Origin of the sequence: Pseudoprevotella muciniphila, from assembly GCF_003265305.2 — a bacterium.
Classification (GTDB): domain Bacteria; phylum Bacteroidota; class Bacteroidia; order Bacteroidales; family Bacteroidaceae; genus Alloprevotella; species Alloprevotella muciniphila.
Genome location: NZ_CP033459.1, coordinates 1,136,148 through 1,160,394 on the forward strand (window position 1 = coordinate 1,136,148; position 24,247 = coordinate 1,160,394).

A 24,247-nucleotide genomic window follows, 5' to 3' on the forward strand; every position below is an offset into this window, starting at 1 on the left:
ATGAAACCAAAACATATTGGCATGCAAACACCCGACGGCGCACAGCTCAACCTCGATGCGCTCTATCAGATATGCCCCTCTTGCTTCACAGAAGTGGCAGGCAAGGATGGCAAACCACAACGCGCCGTAGATTGGGACAAACTCCGTGCACTGCTCGGCGATGCTGTGGCAGACGGCGCACCCGAAGTGTATGACTTCACTTGGGTGGGCAAACGTGCTGCACAGCGCGAAGCGGCTGCACCCACGCGCAAGACGCTGCGCCCCTGTCCCAAAGAGAGTGTAGATTGGGAGAATACACAAAATCTTTATATCGAGGGTGACAACCTCGAAGTTCTGAAACTGCTCCAGAACTCCTATATGGGCAAGGTCAAGATGATTTACATTGACCCGCCATATAACACGGGCAATGATTTTGTGTATCATGATGACTTCCACCGTACACAGCAAGATGAAGACGAAGCTGCAGGTGTTTTCAATGAAGCCGGAGAACGAATGGTTAAAAACACAGAATCAAATGGTAAGTTCCATTCTGATTGGTGCTCAATGATTTACTCTCGTCTGATGATTTCACGCTCGCTTCTCTGTGAGGATGGAGTTATCTTTATTTCTATAGATGATAATGAGCAAAGAAACTTGAAGAATATCTGTGATGAAGTTTTTGGCGAACACAATTATCTCGCACAAGTTGTTTGGGAAAGAGCCTATTCTCCAATCAATTTGATAAAACATTTTTCACCTGCTCATGACTATATTTTAGTATATGCAAAAAATATTGATTCTGCAGTATGCAACGGTATCCCAAGAAGTGATTCTGCTAATGAAAGATATTCAAATCCTGACAATGACCCAAGAGGAGTCTGGAAATCCAGTGATTTATCTGTTGGTCCTGCTGTTGAATCAAATATATATCCTATAATAACTCCATCAGGAAGAAAGGTGATGCCACCTTCAGGATATAGTTGGAGGCTATCAGAACAAAAGTTTAATGAGTATGTGAAAGAAAACAGAATTTGGTTTGGCAGCGAAGGTAATAATGTTCCTTCCATAAAAAGATTTCTTTCCGAACTCAGAAAACAAGGTATTACACCAATGACATTCTGGCGTTATGAAGAAGTAGGACATAGCCAAGATGCAACACAAAAACTTGCTAAATTATTTGATGGAAAGAAATATTTTGATTACCCAAAGCCTGTAGAACTATTAAAGAGATGTGTTGCTTTATATAGTGATACAAATACAATTGTTCTCGATTTCTTCTCAGGCTCTGCTACTACCGCTCATGCTGTAATGCAACTCAATGCCGAAGATGGAGGCAATCGCAAGTTCATTCTAGCTCAACTTCCAGAAGGAACCGCACAAGACAGCGAAGCCTACAAAGCAGGTTACAAAAACATCTGCGAAATCGGCAAAGAGCGCATCCGGCGTGCAGGAGCGAAAATCAAGGAGGAGCATCCTGAAGCAAAAGACCTTGACATCGGCTTCCGTGTATTCAAGTGTGAGGACAGCAACTATAAAGATGTGGCTTTTGCGCCGAAAGATTATACGCAGGACATGTTGGCCGGCTTGCTCGACAACATCAAGGAAGACCGTACAGACCTTGACCTGCTCTTTGACTGTATGCTCCGTTGGGGTGTGGAGTTGTCGATGCCGTTGTCATCGCAGAAAGTGGACGGCTGCACCATACACAATGTGAATGATGGCGACCTCGTGGCTTGCTTCGATGGGAATGTCACGGAAAAGGTGATTGATGCTATCGCAGCACTCTCACCTGTTCGTGTTGTTTTCCGTGACAGCAGTTTCAATGAAGCAGCCAATAAGATGAATCTCTTTGAACTCTTCAAGCAGAAATGCGACTGGACGGACGAAGAGGTGAAGAATAATGTTCGTGTCATCTAATCCAAGTGAACCTATGGCTAAGAAATTGACACTCAAATTCAAGAACCAGCAGTTCCAGACGGATGCAGCGCGTGCCGTGACGGATGTGTTCCGTGGGCAGCGCAATCAGGCGATGGTGGAATTTACGCATGACATGGGAAGGAGTGCCGACGGTGCTCAGGACCTATTCGATGTGGTGGGCTTCCGCAATCAGCCTGTCACCGTTCCGGCTGGGCAGTTGCTTGAGAATATTCGAGCGATACAGATGCCGGCACAGTTGCGTCCGTCGGAAACGATAGACACAAACGACCTGCGCCTGACCATCGAAATGGAAACGGGTACGGGAAAAACTTACACCTACATCAAGACGATGTATGAGTTAAACAAACTCTATGGGTGGAGTAAGTTCATCATCGTGGTACCGAGCATCGCCATTCGTGAGGGTGTTTGCCGCTCGTTTGACATTATGAGCGAACACTTTGCCGCTGAATATGGCAAGCGTATTCAGTCGTTTATCTACGACAGCAAGCAGCTGACGAAGATTGACCAGTTCGCCAGCGACAGCAATATGCACGTCATGATTATCAACACACAGGCTTTCGCTGCCCGTGGTGAGGACGCAAGGCGCATCTATATGAAGTTGGATGCGTTCCGTTCGCGTAAGCCTATCGACGTGATTGCTGCCACCAATCCTATTCTAATCATCGACGAGCCTCAGTCGGTATTAGGTGCGGACAGAAATAATGCCACACGCAACCGACTGAAGGAGTTCCACCCGCTCTTCACGCTGCTCTACAGTGCTACACACCGTGCGGATGACATCGTGAACATGGTCTATCGCCTGGATGCCATGGATGCCTACAACAAGAAGCTGGTGAAGAAAATCACCGTGCAGGGCATCAACCAAAAAGGCTCTACTGCCACCAATGGTTTCCTTTGCTTGGAGCGCATAGAACTCTCAAAAGGCAATCCTCGCGCTTTGCTCGGTTTTGACAAGAAAACCCGGACGGGCACGAAGCAAGTTTCGCTGTACGTAACCGATGGTTTCGACATCTATCAGCAAAGCGGAGAATTGGAAGAATATGCCGACGGCTACCACGTTGAAAGCATCAACGGCTACACGGGTACTGTGCGGCTGCTTAACGGCATTGAGCTTCATGAAGGCGACATGGTAGGAGCAATTAACAAAAGAGCTGTCCGCCGCCAGCAAATACGCGAGACCATCATGTTCCACCTCGATAAGGAACGCCAACTTTTCAAGCGCGGCATCAAGTGCCTTTCGCTGTTCTTCATCGACCACGTTGACAACTACCGTATCTACGAAACGGGCGGTGGAACAAAGAACGGTCAGTACGCACAAATCTTTGAAGACGAATACGCCGACATCGTAGGCTCGTTCCAACTTCGCACCGATGACGACCCACGTTATATCGAATACCTCCGCTCAATGACTCCGCAAGAAGTGCATAACGGCTACTTCTCGCGCGACAGAAAAGGACATTTCGTACAGCCTAAGGCTACTGAGCTGAGAAACGAAAGCAGTAATGACGCATCAGCTTACGACTTGATAATGAAAGACAAGGAACGCTTGCTTTCATTTGAAGAGCCCACACGCTTCATTTTCTCACACTCTGCCCTGAAAGAGGGCTGGGACAATCCTAACGTTTTCCAAATCTGCACGCTGAAAGACAGCGACAACACCACCAAGAAACGCCAAGAGGTCGGCAGAGGTATGCGACTTTGCGTAAACAGCGAGGGCGAAAGGCAGGACGAAAACGTGCTGCACGGCGAGGTGTTCAAAGTGAACGACCTCACCGTTATTGCCAGCGAGAGTTATGAGAACTTCGCTGAAAAGCTTCAGACTGAAATTGCCGAAGCTGTCGGCGACCGTCCCCTGAAAGTGCAGCCCAGTCTTTTCGAAGGATTATTGGTAACTAATGCCGCAGAAGAACAATATACGCTTACCGACGATGATGCCCAAGATATCCTTTTCACATTGAGAATGAAAGGCTATATCACAAAACAAGGACAACTCACGGAAGCCTATCACGAAGCCAAGCAGCAGGGAACACTCGACTTTGGCGACTATCAAGAATATAGTACTGACATCGTAAAGAAGCTTGACACAGTATTCAATCCCGATAAAGTCAAGCCCAAAAATGGACGTAACGCACAAGAAGCGCATTTCGATAAACAGAAGTTTGAGCGCAAAGAATTTCAAGAACTCTGGAAGAAAATCAACCATAAAACATACTACACCGTTGATTTCAGTACCGACGAACTTATAGAACGTTCCATAGCTTCGCTCGACAGGTCTCTTCACGTATCGGAAATTAGTCTTGAATTTCGCACGGGCACTCTCGATAACATCCAAAGCAAGTTAGACCTGCAGAATGCACAAGCCATGCGCGTAATAGGAAACAAAACTATTTCCATTCGCGAAGCTGTAGGCAATGTTCGTTACGATCTTATCGGCAAACTCGTCGAAGCTACGGGTTTGACGCGCAAAGCAGTAGTAGCCATCCTTAAAGGAATACGACCGACAACCTTCGATCAATTCAAAATAAACCCAGAGGAGTTTATCATTAAGGCTGGCAACATCATTAACGAGTGTAAGGCTGTAGCTGTGATAGAGCATGTTCAATATCACAAACTTGACCAGAAGTTTGAAAGTGATATTTTCAGCAACTCTACGCTGAAAGGACGCTTAGGTGAAAACGCCATGGAAAGTGCTAAATCCCTTTACGACCTCGTTGTGGTAGATAGCAAAGGCATCGAAATGAACTTTGCAAAAACACTCGAAGAAAAGAACGAAGTGGAAGTTTACACCAAACTCCCTGGCGGTTTCTATATCAACACCCCTGTAGGACACTACAACCCCGACTGGGCTATCGTTTTCAAAGAGGGCGAAGATATAAAGCATATCTACTTCGTCGCTGAAACCAAAGGCTCTTTGGACGAAACACAGCTCCGTGAGTCGGAACGTTCCAAGATAGAATGTGCACGACGACATTTTGAAACCATTGCAGGCTCGTCAATTACTTATGGAGTTGTAACTAAATATGATGATTTAAGAGCTATTATAACCAAATAGTAAAGAACAGCATTTTTTAATAACAAAAAGCAAAATAATCATAATTTTCGTTATATTTGCAAACAAGATGGCGACGCGATAGCTATCAAAAAAATTAGAAAACTTATTTTACCAACCTATAAAAACCTATTATCATGGCAACAAATTGTTCAAAATGTGGTGCTCCTCTCCCCGAAGGTGCACAAGTATGCCCAGCATGTGGCGAGGCTGCAAACGTGCCTCCTCCACCACCACAAGCACCAGAAGTGCCCAACGCTAATCAAGGACCGGCAGTGCCTCCTCCTCCACAACCGCAGCCGCAACCGCAACCACAGCCACAGCCGCAGCCGCAACCACAGCCGCAGCCGCAGCAAGGTGCTTATCAGCAGGCTGGTCCGCAGCAACCGCCATACGGTGGTCCGCAGCCCAACATGAAGCGCCCCTTCAATGACGCGTTCTGCGACGTGAACGGCAATGCGAAGCCTGAAGACTTCCAGGCCATCATCAACAACTACAAATATGTGCTCCAGCACTTTGCCGATTTTAGTGGCAGAGCACGCCGCAAAGAGTATTGGTATTTCTGCCTTGTGAACTTCGTCATCGGCATTGCTTTCACTATTCTTGGCAACATTCCTTATTTAGGCATGGTGTTCTCAATAGTTTATTGGTTGTTCTGTATCGCCGTAATGGTACCATCGCTCGCTGTTGGTGCCCGACGCCTGTCCGACACAGGGCGCAATCCTCTGCTCCTGCTCCTGATGCTCATACCGCTTGTAGGTACTATCATCCTCATTGTATGGTGGTGCGAAGACTCGAAGCGTGAACCCAACGAACAGGGACCGTCGCCAAAATATCAGCCGCAGGCATTTGCATAACACACACAAATTATAGAAATATCATCCATTGAAATATTCATTTGCCACTCTGCAGAATTCTTGCAGAGTGGTTTTTTGTTATTAATAATTGCAAATGCAACCAAAATGCTCATCATGTGGGTAAATTGTGCGATTTCCGACTTTCTTTTTGCCTCATAAATGGAAAATCAGTAATTTTGCGTCCGAAAAAAAAATGATAATATAATCAACATTTTTATGAGTTTAAAAATTGTAGTGCTTGCCAAGCAAGTACCCGACACGCGCAACGTCGGCAAAGACGCGATGACACCGGAAGGAACTGTGAATCGCGCTGCGCTGCCTGCCATCTTCAACCCTGAAGATCTCAATGCGCTCGAACAGGCGCTCTGCCTGAAGGACAGATATCAAGGAACCACCGTGAAAGTGGTAACGATGGGTCCTCCCCGCGCCACAGAAATCATCCGCGAAGGTCTTTATCGCGGCACAGACGGTGGCGTATTGCTCACCGACCGCGCTTTCGCCGGAGCCGACACGCTCGCCACGAGTTATGCGCTCTCCATGGCGATACGCAAACTGGGGCTGCCCGACCTCGTTATCGGTGGTCGTCAGGCCATCGACGGCGACACAGCCCAGGTAGGTCCACAGGTGGCTCAGAAACTGGGCTACAACCAGGTAACATACGTTACACGCATTGAAGAAGTTACAGACACACACGTCATAGTGGAACGCCACATCGACGGCGGTATAGAGCGCGTAAAGGCTCCCCTGCCCTGTCTGCTCACAGTAAACGGCGACGCAGCACCTTGTCGTCCTCGCAACGCACGTCTCATCATGAAGTATAAGCGTGCCATGACACCTATCGAACGTCCTGCAGAAGGCGAAGTGCCTTACGCAGAGGAATACGAAAAGAAGCCTTGGCTGAACATCACGCAGTGGACTGTTGCCGACGTGGAAGGCGACTACGAACAATGCGGACTGAGCGGCTCGCCCACTAAGGTGAAAGCCGTGCAGAACATTGTGTTCAAGGCAAAGGAAAGCAAACGCCTCACAGGAGCAGATGCCGATGTGGAAGGCTTGATACAGGAACTATTGGCGTCTCACACTATTGGATAAAACAACATCATGAACAACGTATTTGTATATTGCGAAATAGACGGTACTACCGTTGAAGAAGTCAGTTACGAACTGCTGACCAAGGGCCGCAAACTGGCAAACCAATTAGGTGTGGACCTCGAAGCCATCGTTGCCGGAAGCGACATCAAGGGCAAAGTGGAAGACGAAATCCTCGCATACGGCGTAGACAAACTCTACGTATTCGACGGCAAAGGTCTCGCACCATACACTTCCCTGCCCCACACAAGTATCCTTGTAAACCTCTTCAAAGAAGAAAATCCACAAATCTGCCTAATGGGGGCGACCGTTATCGGACGCGACCTTGGCCCGCGCGTAAGTTCTTCGCTCACCAGCGGCCTGACAGCCGACTGCACCGAACTCGAAATCGGCGACTACGAGGACAAGAAGAACCAGAAGACTTACAAGAACCTGCTCTACCAGATTCGTCCCGCATTCGGCGGCAATATCGTGGCAACGATTGTCAACCCCGACCATCGTCCTCAAATGGCTACCGTGCGTAGCGGCGTGATGAAGGCAGAGAAATATCAAGACCAGGCAAAGGGCGAAGTGGTTTATCCCGATGTGGCAAAATATGTGCCTGAAACAGACTATGTGGTCGAAGTGCTCGAACGTCATGTAGAAAAGGCAAAGAACAACCTCAAGGGCTCACCCATCATCGTGGCTGGTGGCTATGGAGTGGGTAGCGCAGAAGGTTTCGACCTGCTCCGCAAATTGGCACACGAACTCCACGGCGAAGTTGGTGCCAGCCGCGCAGCAGTGGATGCAGGTTTCTGCGAACACGACCTGCAAATTGGTCAAACTGGCGTTACAGTGCGCCCGAAGGTGTATATCGCTTGCGGCATCAGCGGTGCCATACAGCATGTGGCAGGTATGAAGGAGAGTGGCATCGTCATCTCCATCAACACCGACCCCGATGCACCCATCAATGCCATTGCCGACTATGTCATCACTGGCAGTGTGGAAGAAGTGGTGCCCAAGATGATTAAGTTCTACAAAGAAAACAGCAAGTAAATCAGAAAAAAGGACAATACAGTTATGGCTAACAACTATAGAGACCATGCGGAACTGGAGTTTGAACTCCGCCACCCGCTCATGAAACGCATCGTGGAACTGAAAGAACGCAATTTCCGCGACAAAGAGGACTACGATGACGCACCGCTTGACTTCGAGGACGCGATGGACAACTACGACCGCGTGCTTGAAGTGGTGGGCGAAATAGCAGGCACTATCATTGCCGACAATGCCGAAGGAGTGGATCAAGAAGGTCCACATCTTAAGGACGGTCGTGTAACCTACGCCAGCGGCACGATAGAAAACTACGAAACGATGAAGAAGGCTGGCCTCAACGCGCTGACCATGCCGCGCAAATACAACGGTCTGAACTTCCCCATCACTCCCTACACCATGTGCGCCGAAATGGTGGCAGCAAGCGATGCCGGCTTCGGCAACATCTGGAGTCTGCAGGACTGCTGCGAGACACTCTACGAATTTGGCGACGACGACCAGCGCGCACGCTTCATCCCGCGTGTAGCAGCAGGCGAGACAATGTCGATGGACCTCACCGAGCCTGATGCCGGTTCCGACCTGCAGCATGTAATGCTCAAAGCCACCTACTCCGAAGAGGAAGGTTGCTGGCTACTCAACGGCGTGAAACGTTTCATCACCAACGGCGACGCCGACCTGCACCTCGTTCTGGCACGTTCTGAAGAAGGCACCACCGACGGACGCGGCCTTTCCATGTTCATCTACGACAAGCGCCAGGGCGGTGTGGATGTTCGCCGCATAGAAAACAAACTCGGTATCCACGGCTCACCCACCTGCGAACTCGTTTACAAAAACGCAAAGGCAGAACTCTGCGGCAGCACGCGCCTCGGACTCATCAAGTACGTCATGGCACTCATGAACGGCGCACGCCTCGGCATCGCCGCACAGAGTGTGGGCATCAGTCAGGCTGCCTACAATGAAGGACTCTCCTACGCTGCCGACCGTCAACAGTTCGGAAAGGCGATCATCACCATGCCTGCCGTTTACGACATGCTCGCCAACATCAAGGCAAAACTCGATGCAGGTCGCGCACTGCTCTACGAATGCTCACGCTACGTGGACATCTACAAGGCACTCGACGACATTCAACGCGAACGCAAACTCGAACCCGAAGAACGCGCCGAGCAGAAGAAGTATGCCAGACTTGCCGACTGCCTCACACCGCTGGCAAAGGGCATGAACTCGGAATATGCCAACCAGAACACATACGATGCACTGCAGATACACGGCGGTTCTGGCTTTATGATGGAATACCCCATCCAGCGCTACTACCGCGATGCTCGTATCACGAACATCTACGAAGGCACCACGCAGTTGCAAGTCGTGGCAGCCATACGCTACGTTACAAACGGCACATATCTCAGTCTCGCACGTGAATTTGAGAACGACACCGTGAGTGAAGCGATGAAACCCCTGCAGGCACGCGCCAAAGCTATTGCCGACAAACTGGAACAGGCTGTGGCATACGTGAAGGAAGCAGCCGATCAGGAATTCCACGACCACTGCGCACGCAGCCTCATGGAAATGTCGGGCAACCTCATCATGCTCCACCTCATCATCCGCAACGCCACAAAGGCACCGGAATTGTTCGAGAAGAGCGCACGTGTATATGCCAACATAGCCGATGCAGAAGTGGCAAAGCATTTCACGAACATCATGAATGCCACACCCGAACAACTCGCCGACTACCGCCAGCAACCCGCTGCTACGGAAGAATAAAGGCAGAGATTATTAAGAACACACAAAACCAAGCGCTGCAAGGGAGAATCCTTTGCAGCGCTTTTTTGAGTTTTTTGCAGACGATTTAATGCCTTGTTACGCAAATCGTCTTTATACAATGATTTTCAATCAAATAAACAACACTATTACATTTTTTTCAACGACTTTTCTGCGCAAAAAACAAAAAAACTGATAATTTGCCCCTGTGTTCGCAATGTTTGCTTAATTTTGCAGATATGATAATGATTTAGCATTACGGGAGTGGACGACAAAGGACAAATACTATTATATCAGACCCGCGACGGGGATTCACGCATTGAAGTCAGACTACATGATGAGACAGTTTGGTTAAATCTTGACCAAATGGCGGAGCTCTTTCAGCGCAACAAATCTACTATTTCAAGACACATAAGAAACGTGTTTGAAGAAGGTGAATTGGAGCAGAATGTGGTCGTTGCAAAATTTGCAACAACCACCCAGCATGGAGCGATAAAAGGAAAATCACAAACACATATAGTTGATTTTTACAACCTTGACATGATTATCAGTGTGGGCTATCGTGTTCATTCATACCGCGGTGTACAGTTCCGAATGTGGGCAACTAAAGTTTTGAAAGAATATATTGTAAAGGGGTTCGCCTTAAATGATGATTTGCTAAAGAGAGCCGGAGCTGGAAACTATTTCGATGAGTTGCTGGCTCGCATCCGTGACATCCGTTCTTCTGAGAAGGTATTTTACAGAAAAGTTCTTGAAATCTATGCTCTTAGCATAGATTATGACCCTAACGCTGAAATGACACAAGAATTCTTCAAAACTGTACAAAATAAAATACATTATTCAGTTCATGGGCATACGGCTGCTGAAATTATCTATGAACGTGCTGATGCTTTTAAAGATTTTATGGGATTAACCTCATGGACGGGAGCACTTCCTAAAAAATCAGATGCAGAGGTGGCAAAAAATTACCTTTCGAAAGAAGAAATGACATCACTCAACCGTATAGTAAGTCTTTATCTGGACTTTGCAGAATTACAGGCAGAAGAGCACAGGCCTATGTACATGAAAGATTGGACTGCCATTCTTGATGATTTCCTGCGTATTTCCCGAAAGGACATCCTGACACATGCCGGACACATCTCTGCCCAATTAGCAAAAGCAAAAGCGGATGCTGAATATGATAAGTTTAAGGAGAGAACTAAAAACGAACTAACGCCAGTTGAAATACATTTTATAGAACATTTCGAACGTGAACAAAAAAAACTTGGTAAGAAAGAGTGATTCGCATATCCAAAACATATTTATAACCGATTAACTCTTACCTTTATTCATACCAAGTGCGGTTTTTGTATTAGAAATACCGACTAAATGGACATCTATCGACTGATGAAATATGCGCGGCGGGTGAAGAGTCCGCGTCTGAAGATGCTGGGGCTGTGGGCGATGCACGTCTGCCGGCGCCGCTATCTCGGTCTGTTCTTCGATCCAGTGCTCGCTTGCAACCTGCAATGCCGGATGTGCTATTTCAGCGACCCTGAACGCCGAAAGACACTTCACGGTGTGATGCCCATTGAGCGCGTCAGGCAGTTGGCTGACGGCCTTTTCCACCGCGCGCTGAAACTCCAGATTGGCTGCGGTGCAGAACCTACGCTCTACAAAGACCTGCCGGAAGTGGTACGACTCGCCAAACAGAAGCAAGTGCCTTACATATCGATTACCACCAACGGCAACCTGCTTACCACGGAGAAACTCAAAGCACTCATCGCCGCGGGTCTAGACGAGATGACATTGTCCGTTCATGGGCTGACAAAAACAACATACGAAACACTGATGCAGGGCGCGACATTCGAGCGTTTCCTTTGCCTTTTAGAAAGCATCAAAGTCGTTAGGCAGAAGCATCCCGCTTTCAAGGTGCGCATCAACTATACGATGAACACCGATAACGTGGACGACCTCGCACTCTTCCCCAAACTCTTCCGCGATGTGCCCATCGATGTGCTCCAACTCCGCCCTGTGCAGAAGATAGGCAATTCCGCATATACGGATTTTTCCACCGACCATATACTCGAAGTGTACGACAGCGTCATCGCTCCACTCGTAGCCCATTGCAAGACACTCGGCATCACCTGCCTCGTACCGTCGAAGGCCGCCATCACTACCCTGCCCGACGACACGCCATTCCTCGAAAAGGAAGTTTACGACATGACCTACTGCAACATCGAACCAACAGGTTGGAACGAAGATTATGACCTTGAGCACGACACATTCGAGACCTATTCACGCCGCACCCACCGCGCCCGGAGAATGCTGAAAATGGTGTTCTGCGGTGCTGAAAAAGAAAAAGGCGGAAAGGGTAAGACCAAGAAGATGATTTACGACGTGAAATAACGCAAATCGCAGAAATAAAAAAGAAAAATAAGACATTTTGCTTGTTCATTTGGAAATAACCGCTATATTTGCATACGAAACTATTATTAACCCCTAAAAAAATATTGAGACATGAAAAAGATTATTTTTGCCCTCTGCATGATGATGGGTCTGTTTATGGTATCTTGCCAGAATGGTGCTGACATGAAGAGCATCGTAGAAAAAGCAAAGACAGAAGGTGCCAACTGGAGCGTAGATGAATGGAAGGACGCGTTTAAAGAAGTAATGAAAGGCATGAAGCCCATGTATGAAGAAATGGTTAAGGTGCAGGAAGAAACAAAAGCACTTGAAGGCAAGAGCGAAGAAGAACAAGCGGCTGCCGCTGTCGAAATGATGAAGAAAGGCGAAGAATTGCAAAAGAAGTATGGCGATGTGGAAAAACTTATGGGTGAATTCGAAAAAGCAGCTAATGCCACAGAAAATGGCAAAAAAGTGGCAAACGATGAAGAATTCGGCAAACAAGTGATGAAAGAACTTGGCATGGAAAAAATCGAAATCTAATTCATCTTTCCGCCATTATTGTTAAAGCATAAAACTTTTTCAATGATAAAGCGTCAGGGCTGACCATCCGTTTTTGGATAGTCAGCCGTTTTTTTGAGTTCAACGAGAGGAGTTCCTCCAATGAGTTCTGTGAGATTTTTGTAAATCATAATGAATAGTGATTTTTAATTGATAATCATGTATTTCTTCCTGTCGGTTCACGCCTTGTCAAGTGCCTGACTTATATCGGCAATGATGTCGTCGATGTGTTCCGTTCCTATGCTCAGGCGAATGGTGGAAGGATAGATCTGCGACTTCTGCAGTTCTTCAGGCGTCATCTGCGAATGGGTGGTCGTGGCAGGATGTATCACGAGCGACTTCACGTCTGCCACGTTTGCCAGGAGCGAGAAGATCTGCAGATTGTCGATAAAATTCCACGCTTCGCGCTCTCCGCCCTTTATCTCGAAGGTAAAGATGCTGCCGGCGCCGTCGGGGAACAGCCGCAGGTAGAGGTCGTGGTCGGGATGGTCGGGCAGCGAGGGGTGGTTCACCTTTGCCACCTTGGGGTGCTTGCTGAGGAAATCCACCACCGCCAGTGCATTTTCCACATGGCGCTCCACACGCAGTGAGAGTGTTTCGAGGCTCTGCAGCAAGAGCCATGCCGAGAGCGGAGAGATGGCAGCCCCCGTGTCGCGCAGTATGACGGCGCGTATGCGCGTAACGAAAGCCGCATTGCCTGCCACGGCGGCAAACACAGCACCATGATAGCTGGGGTCGGGTTTGGCGAGTGTGGGGTAACGGTCGGCATGGGCTGCCCAGTCGAACTTACCGCCTTCCACTATCACACCGCCGAGCGTACTACCATGTCCACCGATGAATTTCGTGGCACTCTCCACCACCACGTCTGCACCATGTTCCAGCGGACGGAACAGGTAGGCTGTGGCGAAGGTGTTGTCAACGATGAGGATGACGCCATGGCTGTGTGCTATCTCTGCTATGCGCTCCACGTCCGTCACGCTGGCGTTCGGGTTGCCGAATGTCTCTACGATAACGGCTTTTGTGTTCGGTTGGAAAGCGGTTTCCAGTGCAGGGAAGTCAGACGGATTGACGATGGTGGACGTAACGCCCTGCGTGGCAAGGGTGTGCTCTATGAGGTTAAACGTGCCGCCATAGAGGTTGTCGGCAGCAATGATATGGTCGCCCGCCTGTGCCACATTCTGTATAGCATACGTTACGGCTGCCGCACCACTTGCCACAGCCAGGCCTGCCGTACCGCCTTCGAGCGCTGCTATGCGCTCTTCGAACACGCTCTGTGTGGTGTTTGTCAACCTCCCGTATATATTTCCTGCATCGCGAAGCCCGAAGCGGTCGGCAGCATGCTGACTGTTGCGGAACACATAGGAAGTGGTCTGATAGATGGGCACGGCACGACTGTCGGTAACGGGGTCTGCCTGCTCTTGTCCAACGTGCAGTTGGAGCGTCTCAAAGTGAAGTTTCTTTTCTGACATGATGTATTACTTTTTTATGATGAATTATTTTCGATGCAAAGGTAGAAACAGCAGAAAATAAGTGCAATAAAAATTAAAAATTAGGAAAATTATGCTATTTCAACTATTTATTTAAGAATTTTTGCCTATTTTTGCCACATATATTCTCACCAAACAGAAAAAAACGACCGGTCCGGGTTTTCCGGCTTAATCCGATTAGTCAGATAAATCAGCTTTTTGAAGTTATCGAAGTTAAAGAAGTTAACGACGATACGTTGGACCGAAAATAATAAAATAAAGAAAGAGAAAGGAAGGAAGAAAGAAAGAAAGAAAGAAAGAAAGAAATCAGCTTTAGCTAACGTCGTTAACTTCGAGCGAAGCGATAACTTCAATAACTTCGTTAACTTCAAGCAAATGGGACTCCCGAAAGTTGAATCAGATAAAAGCAAAGAAATGCAATTAGACGAGAAAGACCTTCAGATTCTCCGCACCGTTCAGCACGACGGCCGTCTGACCATCAAGGAGATAGCGCGGAAGGTGCACCTCAGCACCACCCCCGTGTTCGAACGCCTCCACCGCCTTGAGGACGAAGGCTACATCAAACGCTACAGCGCCGTACTCGACGCAGAAAAGCTCAACATGGGTTTCGTGGTGTTCTGCAACGTGAAGCTGCGGCAGATGAACCGCGACATCGCCATGGACTTCATCCGGCGGATATCCGACCTGCCCGAGGTGACGGAGTGCTACAACATCTCCGGCAACTTCGACTACCTGCTCAAGATCCACGTGCCCGACATGAAAGCCTACCAGCATTTTCTGATCAACGACCTCGGCGCCATAGAGAGTGTGGGGAGCATTGAGAGTACGTTCGTCATGCAGGAAATCAAACAGGAACACGGCCTCAACTTCTAACAAAACGACATGAAAATCAAGCAAATCATAAAGAATAATCTTCAAGATACACCGCCTGCCGAACTTCCGCGTAACGTGGCACTCGTACTTTCTGGCGGCGGTGCACGCGGCTTCGCCCACATCGGCGCCATACGCGAACTGGAACAGCGCGGTTATCGCATCACGTCCATCGCAGGAACAAGCATCGGAGCATTGGTAGGTGGATTCTATGCTGCAGGTAAACTTGACGAATTCACGGAATGGATCATTTCGCTGAAGAAGAAAAACGTCTTCAACATGATGGACTTCTCGCTGTCGATGGACCACATGATGAAAGGCAAACGGCTGATGGGCAAAATGAAGACCATACTCATCGGTGCACGCATAGAAGCCCTGCCCATACCCTTCTGTGCCGTAGCCACCAACATCACCACGGGTAAGGAGCAGCTCTTCCGCTCGGGCGACCTTGCCACAGCCATACGCGCCTCCATCTCACTGCCGGGACTCATGCGCCCCGTCATCATTGGCGAGCACATTTTCGTAGACGGCGGTGTGATAAACCAGATGCCGCTCAACAGAGTGGTTCGCACCGAAGGCGACCTCCTCTTCGGCATCGATGTCAGTGCACCCTCCGAGCACAACTACGACGGTCTGAAAAACTATAACCGGCACTACTCCGGCGGCTTCTTGGGAGAAATGCGGAGAAGAGCCAATAATATAAGGAGTAAGGCAGGACAAAATTATGTAAGTCTCGGTATGCGTGTATCGGAACTCGCCATACAAAGCAATGCCGCACTCACGAAAAAACTCAACCCACCCGACCTGCTCCTCGAAATACCCTGCGACAGATACAACACCCTCGAATTCGACAGAGCCGCTGAAATCATAGAGAGGGGACAGCAGGACATGGCTGCTAAACTCGATGAGTTTGAGAAACAGACACGATAAAATAAAAACACATAGATATCGTTATTAAATTTAGAAAACAATTTAAAAAAAGTCCTATTCAAACATTTCACATCTTAAACAAAAAAAACAATTATGAAAATCTTAAAAACTTTCCTCGCAGTAGCATGCTGCGCAATGATGTTCACCGCATGCGGTGGATCTGACAAGGCCGAACAGAAAACCGGCGACTCCACAGCAACTGAAAATACTGAAGGCGCTGAAGCACAGAAGGCAGAAGAACCTGCAACAGTTAATCCCGTAGAGGACATCAGCCTCACTAAAGACGGCGAAGACCTGGGCTCATACGAATACAAGTTCTATCCCAAGAGCCACAACCTGACCATCACAATCAAAAAAGAACTGGCTAAGGACGTAACAGCCTATACAAACATCACTGCTCCTTACGAAGCAGATGCACAGACAGTTACCGTTGACTATACTGCAGCAACCGTAGGTGGCAACCTCACCGGCAGTGCATGCTCAAGCTACTCATCCGACAAGGCAAAAGCACACAACGAAAAACTGCTGGAAGAAAAGAAAGCACTCGGAAAAGTAACTTACACCGTTACACAGGAAGCTGCTGAATCAGGCGGCAAGCTGACATTCACCCTTGCTTCAGACAAAGAAACCGTAAAAATGGCTGGTTACAAATAAAAAGAAATCCAACCTTTTCTAAGCGAATGCACTGCCCGCGGGCAGTGCATTTCTTATTATTGCTGTCCGGTAAAGTATACATCAGCGTTTTGAGTATTTCTGTTGATGAGTGTCCGTCGCGTTTAGAACTTTCCACAACCTGTTTTCTCATACCTCTATGTGACTTAATTTCTTTATCTCCTATTTTTACCGGACAGCAATAAAAAATCTTTTTTGCAAAATGTTGCCGAATTAAAATCGACACTGTACCTTTGCAACAGTTTTCGGATATAGAAATGAATAAAGCATTATCTTTTCTTTTGGCTGTAAGTATGGCTTTTGCAGTACAAGCCCAGAACACTGTATCGGTGCGCATTATACCTGAGTTGTCGGTCCTCTCAAAGGCAGGGACGACTACACTTTCCATCGCATACGAAACCGACACCGCCACGCTGCCGATAGCCTACCAGATGGACATCATTCTGCCTGAGGGCATTGTGCCGGCAGGTGCGGAAAACGATGCGCGCTATGCCGTATCATTAGACAATACAGACGGGGTGTATCCCGTGACATTTCCGGGCGTCAACACACCTGTTCACCAGATTACTTGTTCATGGCAGGCAGACAAGAGGGTGTTTCGCATACTCTGTTTCTCCATGTCGAACGTGCCTTTCACCCGCAGCACCGGCAAACTGCTGAAAATAAGGCTAAAACCGGAAAGTGATAATCTCGCGCAAGGAAGCGAAGCCATCATTAGGAATGCGACCTTCGTCATGCCGGACATGAAGAAATGCATTGCACCTGAAACAAAAATCACAATACAGTTGAGCGAAGAAGATTCGTAAAAAATATCATGCAGAAAATTGCTTTCAGACAGTCTTGTAAATGAGTATAAGCATTTTTTTGAAAAAAAATGAGTTTTAACGCGATCTTTTGCAAATATTTAAAATAAATGTTTTAATTTTGCATGTGATTGTATCAATACGACACTAAACTTTATTTTGAAGAAATTAATAAACAAATAATATAAGATGAAAAAATTATTACTTTCCTTAGTTTTGGCAATTGTCGGTACTGTTATGGCCAGTGCACAGAGAATACCTACAAATGACCACATGACAATTACCACATGTAACAGGGCTGCCGCTGCCATGGTTGGTGCAAACTACACTTCAGACGATTTGACGTTTGTTCCTGGAGCATCATCTATTCCAAGCGGTTATTTCGTGTTTAACATGGTCGGTGGTCAGGATGGAGTAGAACGCAGATATCGTGCATACCAGATGGACATAGAATTTCCTGACGGAATGACATTCTACAACAACACAAACCCTGCTGCTGCCATCTGTCTGCCTTCAGGTATTAATAATGCAAATTTCACACACGCATACAAGGGAGTTACCGTTTATGATGATGAGTTGGAAGAAGAAGTAACCACATACAACCATACTCTGGCTACTTCATACGGAGTTATCGGTCCAAATACCTTACGCTTGGTTACATATTCAAACACCAACCAAGAGATATTGTCTTCCGGTGCTCTTTTCCGCTTGCAAATGAGACCTGCCTTAGGTACAACTCCTGGTGTTTATAAATTGCATGTAAGTAATATTATTTTTGCAGACAGTCAACCTGTAGAGCAAGGTTCCACAATCGAAATTTCACGTGGATATCTAATGACTCCATTTGATATAACATTTTACGTAGACGGCACTGGCACAGCAAGCCTCGTGGTGAACGAAGAAGCAAAATATGGTACATTTGTAGTGCCTGGTACAAGCACCACAGCCATTCCTTCTGGTGTAACTGCTTATAAATGTACTGGAACTTCTGGTGTAGCTTTGAGTCTTGAGCCAGAAACAGAGTCTTATTTCCAGGCTGGAATACCTTATATCGTACACTCAGAAAATGCAGTCAACACTACTATCAACTATGCTTTGACAGGCAAGACAGTTGAGGCTCTCGCTAACGGCACAACCACAGTTAATGGCAACGATGGCAAACTCGTCGGTGTGCTTGAGGAACAGAACGTAACAGATGGCTATGTATTGCAGAATCAGAGTGGCAACACAAAGTTCTATAAGATTCGTGCTGCCGGTGAGACTATTGCTGCGAATCGTTGCTACTTGATGTCTGATGGCTCTTCATCGGCTCCGGCTCTTGAATTCTTCGATTTACCTGAGGTTACAGGTATCAATGCCGTAGAAACAAGCGCTGATAAAGGTGCAGTTTACGATATGAGCGGACGCCGCGTGAACAACACCGTAAAAGGTGGCATTTACATCCAGAACGGCAAGAAAGTGATTAAATAAGCATTTCTGTTTTCAAAATAACGTATAGAACAATGAAGAAAAAATATATTGCTCCGGAAACTTCCGCTTATGAGATAAAATTGCAAAATATGCTGGCGCTGTCCAAGACAGAAGAAACGTCCAACGGCACCGGCGGACTTGCTCCCAGAATGTATTATGATTTTGGCGCCAATGAAGACCAAGACAGCCAAGACAACCTATAGTAATGAAAACATATATTGCGCCTCAGATTAGAGTTCATGAATTGAGCACGGAGAGCATGTTGATGCTCTCCAAGACGGAAGACCTTTCCGATGGTTCAGGAGCCCTTTCCCGCAAGAAGGAGTTGCAGGTTGACATTGAGTACACTGGCATTGAGGAGAACTATAACACCAAAAACTATTGGGAATAGAAATAAGTAGAACCTTGTGGGCAACCACAAAGAATCATAGCATCAAGTCTGGCTTACGCCAGGCTTTTTTTTTATAAAAGGGCAAGCATTCATAGGATTTCCTGAATAATCATAGGAAATCCTATAAAGTTCCGAAAACTATCGACTATCTACTATATCCCTCTTTTCTTTGTCAATTCGATTTTTATGTATATATTTGTATATCTTTTTGAACTAAAAAAAACTGAACCGCTATGGAATCATTAGATTTATGGGTAATGTGGGTGGCTATAGCACTGGTATGTGCCATAGCCGAGATGATTACCGCAGGCTTTTTCATCATGTGCTTCTCTGTGGGCGCTTTAGTAGCACTGCCCTTCTCGTTCTTCGACGTACCTGCCGTTTGGCAATGGGTGATTTTTGCAGTGGCTTCTACCGTCGCTGTCTTTCTAGTGCGTCCGTTCGCCGTGCGCTATCTGCGCAATAAGAGGACGAAGGAGACAGTAAGCAATGCCGACGCCATATTGGGAAAGATTTGCACAGTCAGTGAGGCAATACCCGAGAAAGGCTACGGCAGAGTGAAACTCGGTGGCGACGACTGGAAAGCCGTTAGTGCCGATGGCTGTGCCCTCGCTGAAGGCGAACGAGTGCGCATTGTGGCAAGAGAAAGCCTTATCGTTACCGTAGAAGTGGCTCAATAGGAGTCATATCTCACAAAAATAATAATAGAATAATTCAACTTTCTGAAGTTACCGCTACACTCGGAGTTATCGGAGTTAACGAAGTTAACGAAGTTATCGACGATACCAGAATGCGGGATGTAAATGACCACCTGTCGTACAAAACATACGTCGTTAACTTCTTTAACTTCGCTAACTTCATTAACTCCATGCAAAATGGAACTTGCTAAACTTGAATATAATAATCCTTAAAACCATAATAAAATGACACCAATTGCAACCGTTATCATCGTCCTTATTGCAGGCATCGTTATTCTTGCGGCAAAGTCGCTAGTCATCGTGCCGCAGAGTGAAACACGCATCATTGAGCGCCTCGGACGCTATCATGCCACATTCAGCCCGGGCATACACATCATTGTGCCCTTCATCGACCGCGCGAAGAGCATCATCATCATGAAAAACCGCAGATATCAGTATTCGTCTATTATCGACCTGCGCGAACAGGTATACGACTTCGACCGACAAAATGTGATTACCCGCGACAATGTGCAGACTGAAATCAACGCGCTGCTCTACTTCCAGATTGTAGATCCCTTCAAAGCAGTGTATGAAATTGAGAACCTGCCCAATGCCATCGAAAAACTTACACAGACCACACTGCGTAACATCATCGGTGAATTGGAACTCGACGAGACACTGACCTCACGCGATACCATTAACACCAAACTGCGCGCCGTGCTCGACGACGCCACAGACAAATGGGGTGTGAAGGTGAACCGTGTGGAACTTCAGGACATCACACCGCCTGCCACCGTGCTCAACGCCATGGAGAAGCAGATGCAAGCCGAGCGCAACAAGCGCGCCCTCATTCTCGAGAGCGAAGGCGAAAAAGCAAGTGCCATCTTGCAGTCGGAAGGCGAAAAGGCAGCCGTCATCAATACAGCAGAAGCAGAGAAGCAGAAAGCCATCCTCGAAGCCGAAGGACAGGCTGAAGCACGCATCCGTCGCGCAGAGGCAGAAGCCATAGCCATACAGAAAATCACCGAAGCCGTGGGCGAATGCACAAACCCAGCCAACTACTTGCTGGCACAGAAATATATACAAATGCTGCAGAATGTGGCAGAAGGCACAGAGAACAAGACTGTGTTCCTGCCCTACGAAGCATCGAACCTCCTCGGGTCGCTCGGCGGCATAAAGGAACTGTTCCAGGACGCGAACGGCAGCAAGGCAGGCAGCGTTCCTCCTCCTATCAGGAAGAGTTGAAAGTTGAGAGTTGAGAGTTGAAAAATAATCAGAGGTAGAGTTTTGTGGACGATGTCCGGCATGCTCTACCTCTTTCTTTATTGCGGACCATTGGTGTCCGGTAAACGGGCTGAAAGCCCCAAAAGCTCATAGCCCAGGACAACGTCCAGGGTGAATGTGATTAAAGGCATTGGCGCGCTGTAAGCGCAAAAGCAGATATATAGGCAAAAAGTATTGGTGTAAATACTTGATTCATAATGCTTTTGTCCTTTCAGGACGCACTCATCTACATCCATATACCCATGGCGTTGCCATGGGCTATGTGCTGTAAGGCTTTCAGCCTAATTCAGAGTACCAAAACGGACGCAACAATGTCGAAGAGTAAGCCCCATAGATTACACCAATAAAACACCCATACAGAAAGGCTTATGACTATGTCCATAAAACTTTTACCGGACACCAATAATTGTGGACAAATGTGTCAGCCGTCAGATATGAAGCACATTCCTCAGCACCCACCAGATACAGAAGAGCGTGATATAGAGATACACCCAACACTTATGATAGGCATAGCGGCGGAAAGCGGCTGTGCGCTCTGTCTTAGGTACGACGGACGCCACGGCAACGAGTAGCAGATATGGCACACCCACGAGCAGGAACAGGTTGAACCGCACCGCACCCACCACGTCGCCATGCAGCAGAGCATGCACCGCGCGCTGAAAACCGCAGCCGGGGCAAGAATAACCCGTAAGCAGTTTGAAAATACATTTCGGCATGAACACATACTGCGCAGGGTCGAGGAAATACAACACCACGACCGCCACCGCGCCCAACACGAGGAAAATTATCGTTGTAACACTAAGTTTCTGCACGTATCGCCGCATGCCCTACTCCTTATTATATTATTTATCTAATTGCGCAAACATCTCAGCCCGAGGAAGATTTACTCCCCGAACCAAGATGTCATTATCTGCCGGTATTATGATTTACCAACCACTGCTGTAAGAAGCAGCACCTGCATGGCCTACTCCCATGACTACAATTAAAATCACGTAGAGTATGGTAACGACCAGTGCTGACACTGCTGCTGCGATAGCCCAATTCTTCGATTTTCTCTTAGCGTCGAGGGCAGCCTGATGGTTGCCCATTGCCCATAGGTTATCTACCTTGCTGGCATAAACGATGCTGACTATACCGAAAGGCAGGCAGCAGAAGAGGGTCGTGAGGATAGCCCATACCATATTGTTGCCTGGAGGCGGTGTATAGGACGGCTGACCTGCGGCACCATACATCTGGCCGCCATAGCCACCTTGGTTGTAACCACCTTGATTATAACCGCCTTGGCCATAGCCATAAGATTGCGGCTGAGGTTGAGGCTGAGGCTGCACCTGAGGTTGCGGTTCCGGTTCGTAAGGAGGAGGAACGGGTGCCATACTCAGATAGGCAGCCAATTCGGGGATAGTGGAAGCGGCTTTCCAGTCTGTCATACCTTGTGTCCAGACGAGGGTTTCGCCCGTCACGCCGCTTGCTGCGAACTGTTCAGGTACGATGGGACCTAAGCGCTGCCCATCCTTGACATAATAATACTGTTCCATAATAGGTTGGATTTATGATGAATAATGTTATTTCTGTGGAATACGTTCGAGCACAGCCTTGACGAACTGCCAGTACTTCGCCACACTGGGAATGTTGCAACGCTCGTTGGGTGTGTGCGGACTGCGGAGCGTGGGACCGAAACTGACGATGTCCATGTGGGGATACATCGCACCGATAATGCTGCATTCAAGACCGGCATGAATCACCTGCACACTGGGTTCTGCACCAAACTGCTCTTCATACACCTTCTTCATCAGGTCAACGAGGTCGTTCTTCAGTGCAGGCTGCCATTCTGTGTATTCGCCGCCCACTTCCACCTTCATGCCTGCGTTCTCAAAGCATGCAGTAAGCACTTCCTCGCAATATTCGCGCTGTGTGCGCATTGACGAGCGGATGAGATCCTTGATAAAAACCTTACCGCCACCAATCTCCACAATAGCGAGATTGGAAGAAGTTTCCACAATGTCGCCAATGCCTGGAATGAAACGCATCACACCGTTCTGGCTTGCTGCTATGGCATTCACGGTTGTGAGGGCTTCTGCTGCGGGCACAACTTCAGCGGCCACTTCAGCATCTGCCACTTCGAGCATGAGAGCATCCTCTATGCCTTCATATTCAGCCTTGAACACCTCTGCCCAATGTGCCACGTCGGCCTTCACTGCAGCCACGGCTTCTGCCGGAAGCACGAGGACAACATCGCACGAGTTGGGTATGGCATTGCGCATATTGCCGCCAAGCCAACATGCCAGTTCAGCGCCGTTCTCCTTGAGCGCCTTGCGCACGATGCGTGCCATGAGTTTGTTGGCATTGGCGCGGCCCTCGTTGATTTCGAGACCCGAGTGCCCACCCTTCAGTTCATGGAGAGAAATCTTCACTGCGGCACCTCCTGTTGGCGCAACAGGTGTATATGCTTTCTCTGCGGTCAGGTTGATGCCGCCTGCCGAACCGATGATGAATTCGCCTTCTGTTTCATTGTCGAGGTTGAGCAGACAGTCGCCTTTGAGCGTTCCGGGCACCATGTGATTCACGCCGTACATCGTGGTTTCCTCATCAGCCGTGATGAAACCCTCGATGGGACCATGCTTGATGTCGGAGGCTTCCATCACAGCCATGATGGTTGCCACACCCATACCGTCATCGCTGCCGAGGGTAGTGCCGTTAGCCTTCACCCATTCGCCGTCTATCCATGTCTCGATGGGATCTGTCTCAAAATTGTGATTAGAGTTCTTCGCTTTCTGCGGCACCATATCCATGTGCGCCTGCATGGTTACCATCTTGCAGTTTTCCATGCCCGGTGTAGCAGGTTTGCGCATCACGATGTTCTCGCCAGCGTCCTTAAATGCCTCGATACCGCGCTCTGCTGCCCAGTCGAGGAGGAACTGCTGAATTTTTTCGAGATGACCCGACGGATGGGGCACTTGTGTAAGAAGGTAGAAGTTTTCCCAAATAGCCTTGGGATCCAAGTTTCTGATTTCTGACATGATA

Annotated in this window: 22 protein-coding genes; 18 read left to right on the top strand and 4 right to left on the bottom strand. The window is 48.0% G+C overall.

Annotated elements, in window-relative coordinates; genetic code table 11:
* From C7Y71_RS04600 to C7Y71_RS04640, 9 genes are all read left to right on the top strand, one after another.
* Window positions 1-1,896 carry a site-specific DNA-methyltransferase gene (locus tag C7Y71_RS04600; RefSeq protein ID WP_111897219.1) on the top strand — a complete coding sequence of 632 codons (1,896 nt, stop codon included), beginning with the start codon at window positions 1-3 and terminating at the stop codon, window positions 1,894-1,896.
* 25 nt (window positions 1,897-1,921) lie between these two features.
* A complete protein-coding gene (locus C7Y71_RS04605) occupies window positions 1,922-4,969 on the top strand; it encodes a type III restriction-modification system endonuclease (protein WP_111897432.1) in 3,048 nt (1,015 codons plus the stop codon).
* 134 nt (window positions 4,970-5,103) lie between these two features.
* Complete coding sequence (locus C7Y71_RS04610; RefSeq protein WP_111897220.1) at window positions 5,104-5,823, top strand: DUF805 domain-containing protein; 720 nt, start codon at window positions 5,104-5,106, stop codon at window positions 5,821-5,823.
* A gap of 216 nt (window positions 5,824-6,039) precedes the next feature.
* Entirely contained in the window at window positions 6,040-6,915 is an 876-nt protein-coding gene (locus C7Y71_RS04615) for an electron transfer flavoprotein subunit beta/FixA family protein (RefSeq protein WP_111897221.1), read from the top strand.
* Between the two features lie 9 nt (window positions 6,916-6,924).
* On the top strand, window positions 6,925-7,947 hold the full coding sequence (locus C7Y71_RS04620) for an electron transfer flavoprotein subunit alpha/FixB family protein (RefSeq protein WP_111897222.1): 1,023 nt from the start codon (window positions 6,925-6,927) through the stop codon (window positions 7,945-7,947).
* Window positions 7,948-7,971: 24 nt separating this feature from the next.
* Complete coding sequence (locus C7Y71_RS04625; RefSeq protein ID WP_111897223.1) at window positions 7,972-9,699, top strand: acyl-CoA dehydrogenase family protein; 1,728 nt, start codon at window positions 7,972-7,974, stop codon at window positions 9,697-9,699.
* A 261-nt stretch (window positions 9,700-9,960) separates the two neighbouring features.
* Window positions 9,961-10,977: a virulence RhuM family protein gene (locus C7Y71_RS04630; protein ID WP_111897224.1), complete on the top strand. Its 1,017-nt coding sequence runs from the start codon at window positions 9,961-9,963 to the stop codon at window positions 10,975-10,977.
* Between the two features lie 87 nt (window positions 10,978-11,064).
* The gene (locus C7Y71_RS04635) at window positions 11,065-12,084 is read left to right on the top strand and encodes a radical SAM protein (protein ID WP_111897225.1); all 1,020 of its coding nucleotides are present in this window, start codon (window positions 11,065-11,067) and stop codon (window positions 12,082-12,084) included.
* A gap of 111 nt (window positions 12,085-12,195) precedes the next feature.
* The gene (locus C7Y71_RS04640; protein WP_146739302.1) at window positions 12,196-12,624 is read left to right on the top strand and encodes a hypothetical protein; all 429 of its coding nucleotides are present in this window, start codon (window positions 12,196-12,198) and stop codon (window positions 12,622-12,624) included.
* A gap of 197 nt (window positions 12,625-12,821) precedes the next feature.
* On the opposite strand, the gene C7Y71_RS04645 is transcribed toward C7Y71_RS04640, so the two are convergent.
* Window positions 12,822-14,111, bottom strand: a complete 1,290-nt coding sequence (locus C7Y71_RS04645; RefSeq protein ID WP_111897227.1) for an O-acetylhomoserine aminocarboxypropyltransferase/cysteine synthase family protein — start codon at window positions 14,109-14,111, stop codon at window positions 12,822-12,824.
* A 393-nt stretch (window positions 14,112-14,504) separates the two neighbouring features.
* Between C7Y71_RS04645 and C7Y71_RS04650 the strand changes: the two genes are divergently transcribed.
* From C7Y71_RS04650 to C7Y71_RS04685, 9 genes are all read left to right on the top strand, one after another.
* Window positions 14,505-15,002, top strand: a complete 498-nt coding sequence (locus C7Y71_RS04650) for an Lrp/AsnC family transcriptional regulator (protein ID WP_394366616.1) — start codon at window positions 14,505-14,507, stop codon at window positions 15,000-15,002.
* A gap of 9 nt (window positions 15,003-15,011) precedes the next feature.
* Entirely contained in the window at window positions 15,012-15,929 is a 918-nt protein-coding gene (locus tag C7Y71_RS04655; RefSeq protein ID WP_111897228.1) for a patatin-like phospholipase family protein, read from the top strand.
* Between the two features lie 93 nt (window positions 15,930-16,022).
* Window positions 16,023-16,583: a hypothetical protein gene (locus C7Y71_RS04660; protein WP_111897229.1), complete on the top strand. Its 561-nt coding sequence runs from the start codon at window positions 16,023-16,025 to the stop codon at window positions 16,581-16,583.
* A gap of 275 nt (window positions 16,584-16,858) precedes the next feature.
* Entirely contained in the window at window positions 16,859-17,407 is a 549-nt protein-coding gene (locus C7Y71_RS04665; RefSeq protein WP_111897230.1) for a hypothetical protein, read from the top strand.
* Window positions 17,408-17,593: 186 nt separating this feature from the next.
* A complete protein-coding gene (locus C7Y71_RS04670; protein WP_146739303.1) occupies window positions 17,594-18,874 on the top strand; it encodes a hypothetical protein in 1,281 nt (426 codons plus the stop codon).
* A 32-nt stretch (window positions 18,875-18,906) separates the two neighbouring features.
* Window positions 18,907-19,077, top strand: coding sequence for a hypothetical protein (locus tag C7Y71_RS11805; protein WP_193215971.1), 171 nt, complete (start codon window positions 18,907-18,909; stop codon window positions 19,075-19,077).
* A gap of 2 nt (window positions 19,078-19,079) precedes the next feature.
* Window positions 19,080-19,265, top strand: a complete 186-nt coding sequence (locus C7Y71_RS04675; RefSeq protein WP_146739304.1) for a hypothetical protein — start codon at window positions 19,080-19,082, stop codon at window positions 19,263-19,265.
* Window positions 19,266-19,498: 233 nt separating this feature from the next.
* On the top strand, window positions 19,499-19,945 hold the full coding sequence (locus C7Y71_RS04680) for an NfeD family protein (RefSeq protein WP_111897233.1): 447 nt from the start codon (window positions 19,499-19,501) through the stop codon (window positions 19,943-19,945).
* A gap of 243 nt (window positions 19,946-20,188) precedes the next feature.
* On the top strand, window positions 20,189-21,187 hold the full coding sequence (locus C7Y71_RS04685; RefSeq protein WP_111897234.1) for an SPFH domain-containing protein: 999 nt from the start codon (window positions 20,189-20,191) through the stop codon (window positions 21,185-21,187).
* A gap of 467 nt (window positions 21,188-21,654) precedes the next feature.
* Here C7Y71_RS04685 and C7Y71_RS04690 read toward each other — a convergent pair whose 3' ends face one another.
* The 3 genes from C7Y71_RS04690 to C7Y71_RS04700 all read right to left on the bottom strand — a co-directional run bounded on the left by C7Y71_RS04690 (window position 21,655) and on the right by C7Y71_RS04700 (window position 24,243).
* Window positions 21,655-22,050 (bottom strand): DUF2752 domain-containing protein, encoded by a 396-nt coding sequence (locus C7Y71_RS04690; RefSeq protein ID WP_111897235.1) that lies wholly within the window; start codon window positions 22,048-22,050, stop codon window positions 21,655-21,657.
* A 102-nt stretch (window positions 22,051-22,152) separates the two neighbouring features.
* A complete protein-coding gene (locus C7Y71_RS04695; protein WP_111897236.1) occupies window positions 22,153-22,761 on the bottom strand; it encodes a CD225/dispanin family protein in 609 nt (202 codons plus the stop codon).
* Between the two features lie 27 nt (window positions 22,762-22,788).
* A complete protein-coding gene (locus C7Y71_RS04700) occupies window positions 22,789-24,243 on the bottom strand; it encodes an aminoacyl-histidine dipeptidase (RefSeq protein ID WP_111897237.1) in 1,455 nt (484 codons plus the stop codon).
* Window positions 24,244-24,247 lie beyond the last annotated feature (4 nt).

Excerpts from the sequence above, each read along its gene's own strand:
- C7Y71_RS04600 (WP_111897219.1), top strand. The coding sequence starts at position 1 with ATGAAACCAAAACATATTGGCATGCAAACACCCGACGGCGCACAGCTC.
- C7Y71_RS04610 (WP_111897220.1), top strand. The coding sequence starts at position 5,104 with ATGGCAACAAATTGTTCAAAATGTGGTGCTCCTCTCCCCGAAGGTGCA.
- C7Y71_RS04615 (WP_111897221.1), top strand. The coding sequence starts at position 6,040 with ATGAGTTTAAAAATTGTAGTGCTTGCCAAGCAAGTACCCGACACGCGC.
- C7Y71_RS04620 (WP_111897222.1), top strand. The coding sequence starts at position 6,925 with ATGAACAACGTATTTGTATATTGCGAAATAGACGGTACTACCGTTGAA.
- C7Y71_RS04625 (WP_111897223.1), top strand. The coding sequence starts at position 7,972 with ATGGCTAACAACTATAGAGACCATGCGGAACTGGAGTTTGAACTCCGC.
- C7Y71_RS04635 (WP_111897225.1), top strand. The coding sequence starts at position 11,065 with ATGGACATCTATCGACTGATGAAATATGCGCGGCGGGTGAAGAGTCCG.
- C7Y71_RS04640 (WP_146739302.1), top strand. The coding sequence starts at position 12,196 with ATGAAAAAGATTATTTTTGCCCTCTGCATGATGATGGGTCTGTTTATG.
- C7Y71_RS04645 (WP_111897227.1), bottom strand. The coding sequence starts at position 14,111 with ATGTCAGAAAAGAAACTTCACTTTGAGACGCTCCAACTGCACGTTGGA.
- C7Y71_RS04650 (WP_394366616.1), top strand. The coding sequence starts at position 14,505 with ATGGGACTCCCGAAAGTTGAATCAGATAAAAGCAAAGAAATGCAATTA.
- C7Y71_RS04655 (WP_111897228.1), top strand. The coding sequence starts at position 15,012 with ATGAAAATCAAGCAAATCATAAAGAATAATCTTCAAGATACACCGCCT.
- C7Y71_RS04660 (WP_111897229.1), top strand. The coding sequence starts at position 16,023 with ATGAAAATCTTAAAAACTTTCCTCGCAGTAGCATGCTGCGCAATGATG.
- C7Y71_RS04665 (WP_111897230.1), top strand. The coding sequence starts at position 16,859 with ATGAATAAAGCATTATCTTTTCTTTTGGCTGTAAGTATGGCTTTTGCA.
- C7Y71_RS04670 (WP_146739303.1), top strand. The coding sequence starts at position 17,594 with ATGAAAAAATTATTACTTTCCTTAGTTTTGGCAATTGTCGGTACTGTT.
- C7Y71_RS11805 (WP_193215971.1), top strand. The coding sequence starts at position 18,907 with ATGAAGAAAAAATATATTGCTCCGGAAACTTCCGCTTATGAGATAAAA.
- C7Y71_RS04675 (WP_146739304.1), top strand. The coding sequence starts at position 19,080 with ATGAAAACATATATTGCGCCTCAGATTAGAGTTCATGAATTGAGCACG.
- C7Y71_RS04680 (WP_111897233.1), top strand. The coding sequence starts at position 19,499 with ATGGAATCATTAGATTTATGGGTAATGTGGGTGGCTATAGCACTGGTA.
- C7Y71_RS04685 (WP_111897234.1), top strand. The coding sequence starts at position 20,189 with ATGACACCAATTGCAACCGTTATCATCGTCCTTATTGCAGGCATCGTT.
- C7Y71_RS04690 (WP_111897235.1), bottom strand. The coding sequence starts at position 22,050 with ATGCGGCGATACGTGCAGAAACTTAGTGTTACAACGATAATTTTCCTC.
- C7Y71_RS04695 (WP_111897236.1), bottom strand. The coding sequence starts at position 22,761 with ATGGAACAGTATTATTATGTCAAGGATGGGCAGCGCTTAGGTCCCATC.
- C7Y71_RS04700 (WP_111897237.1), bottom strand. The coding sequence starts at position 24,243 with ATGTCAGAAATCAGAAACTTGGATCCCAAGGCTATTTGGGAAAACTTC.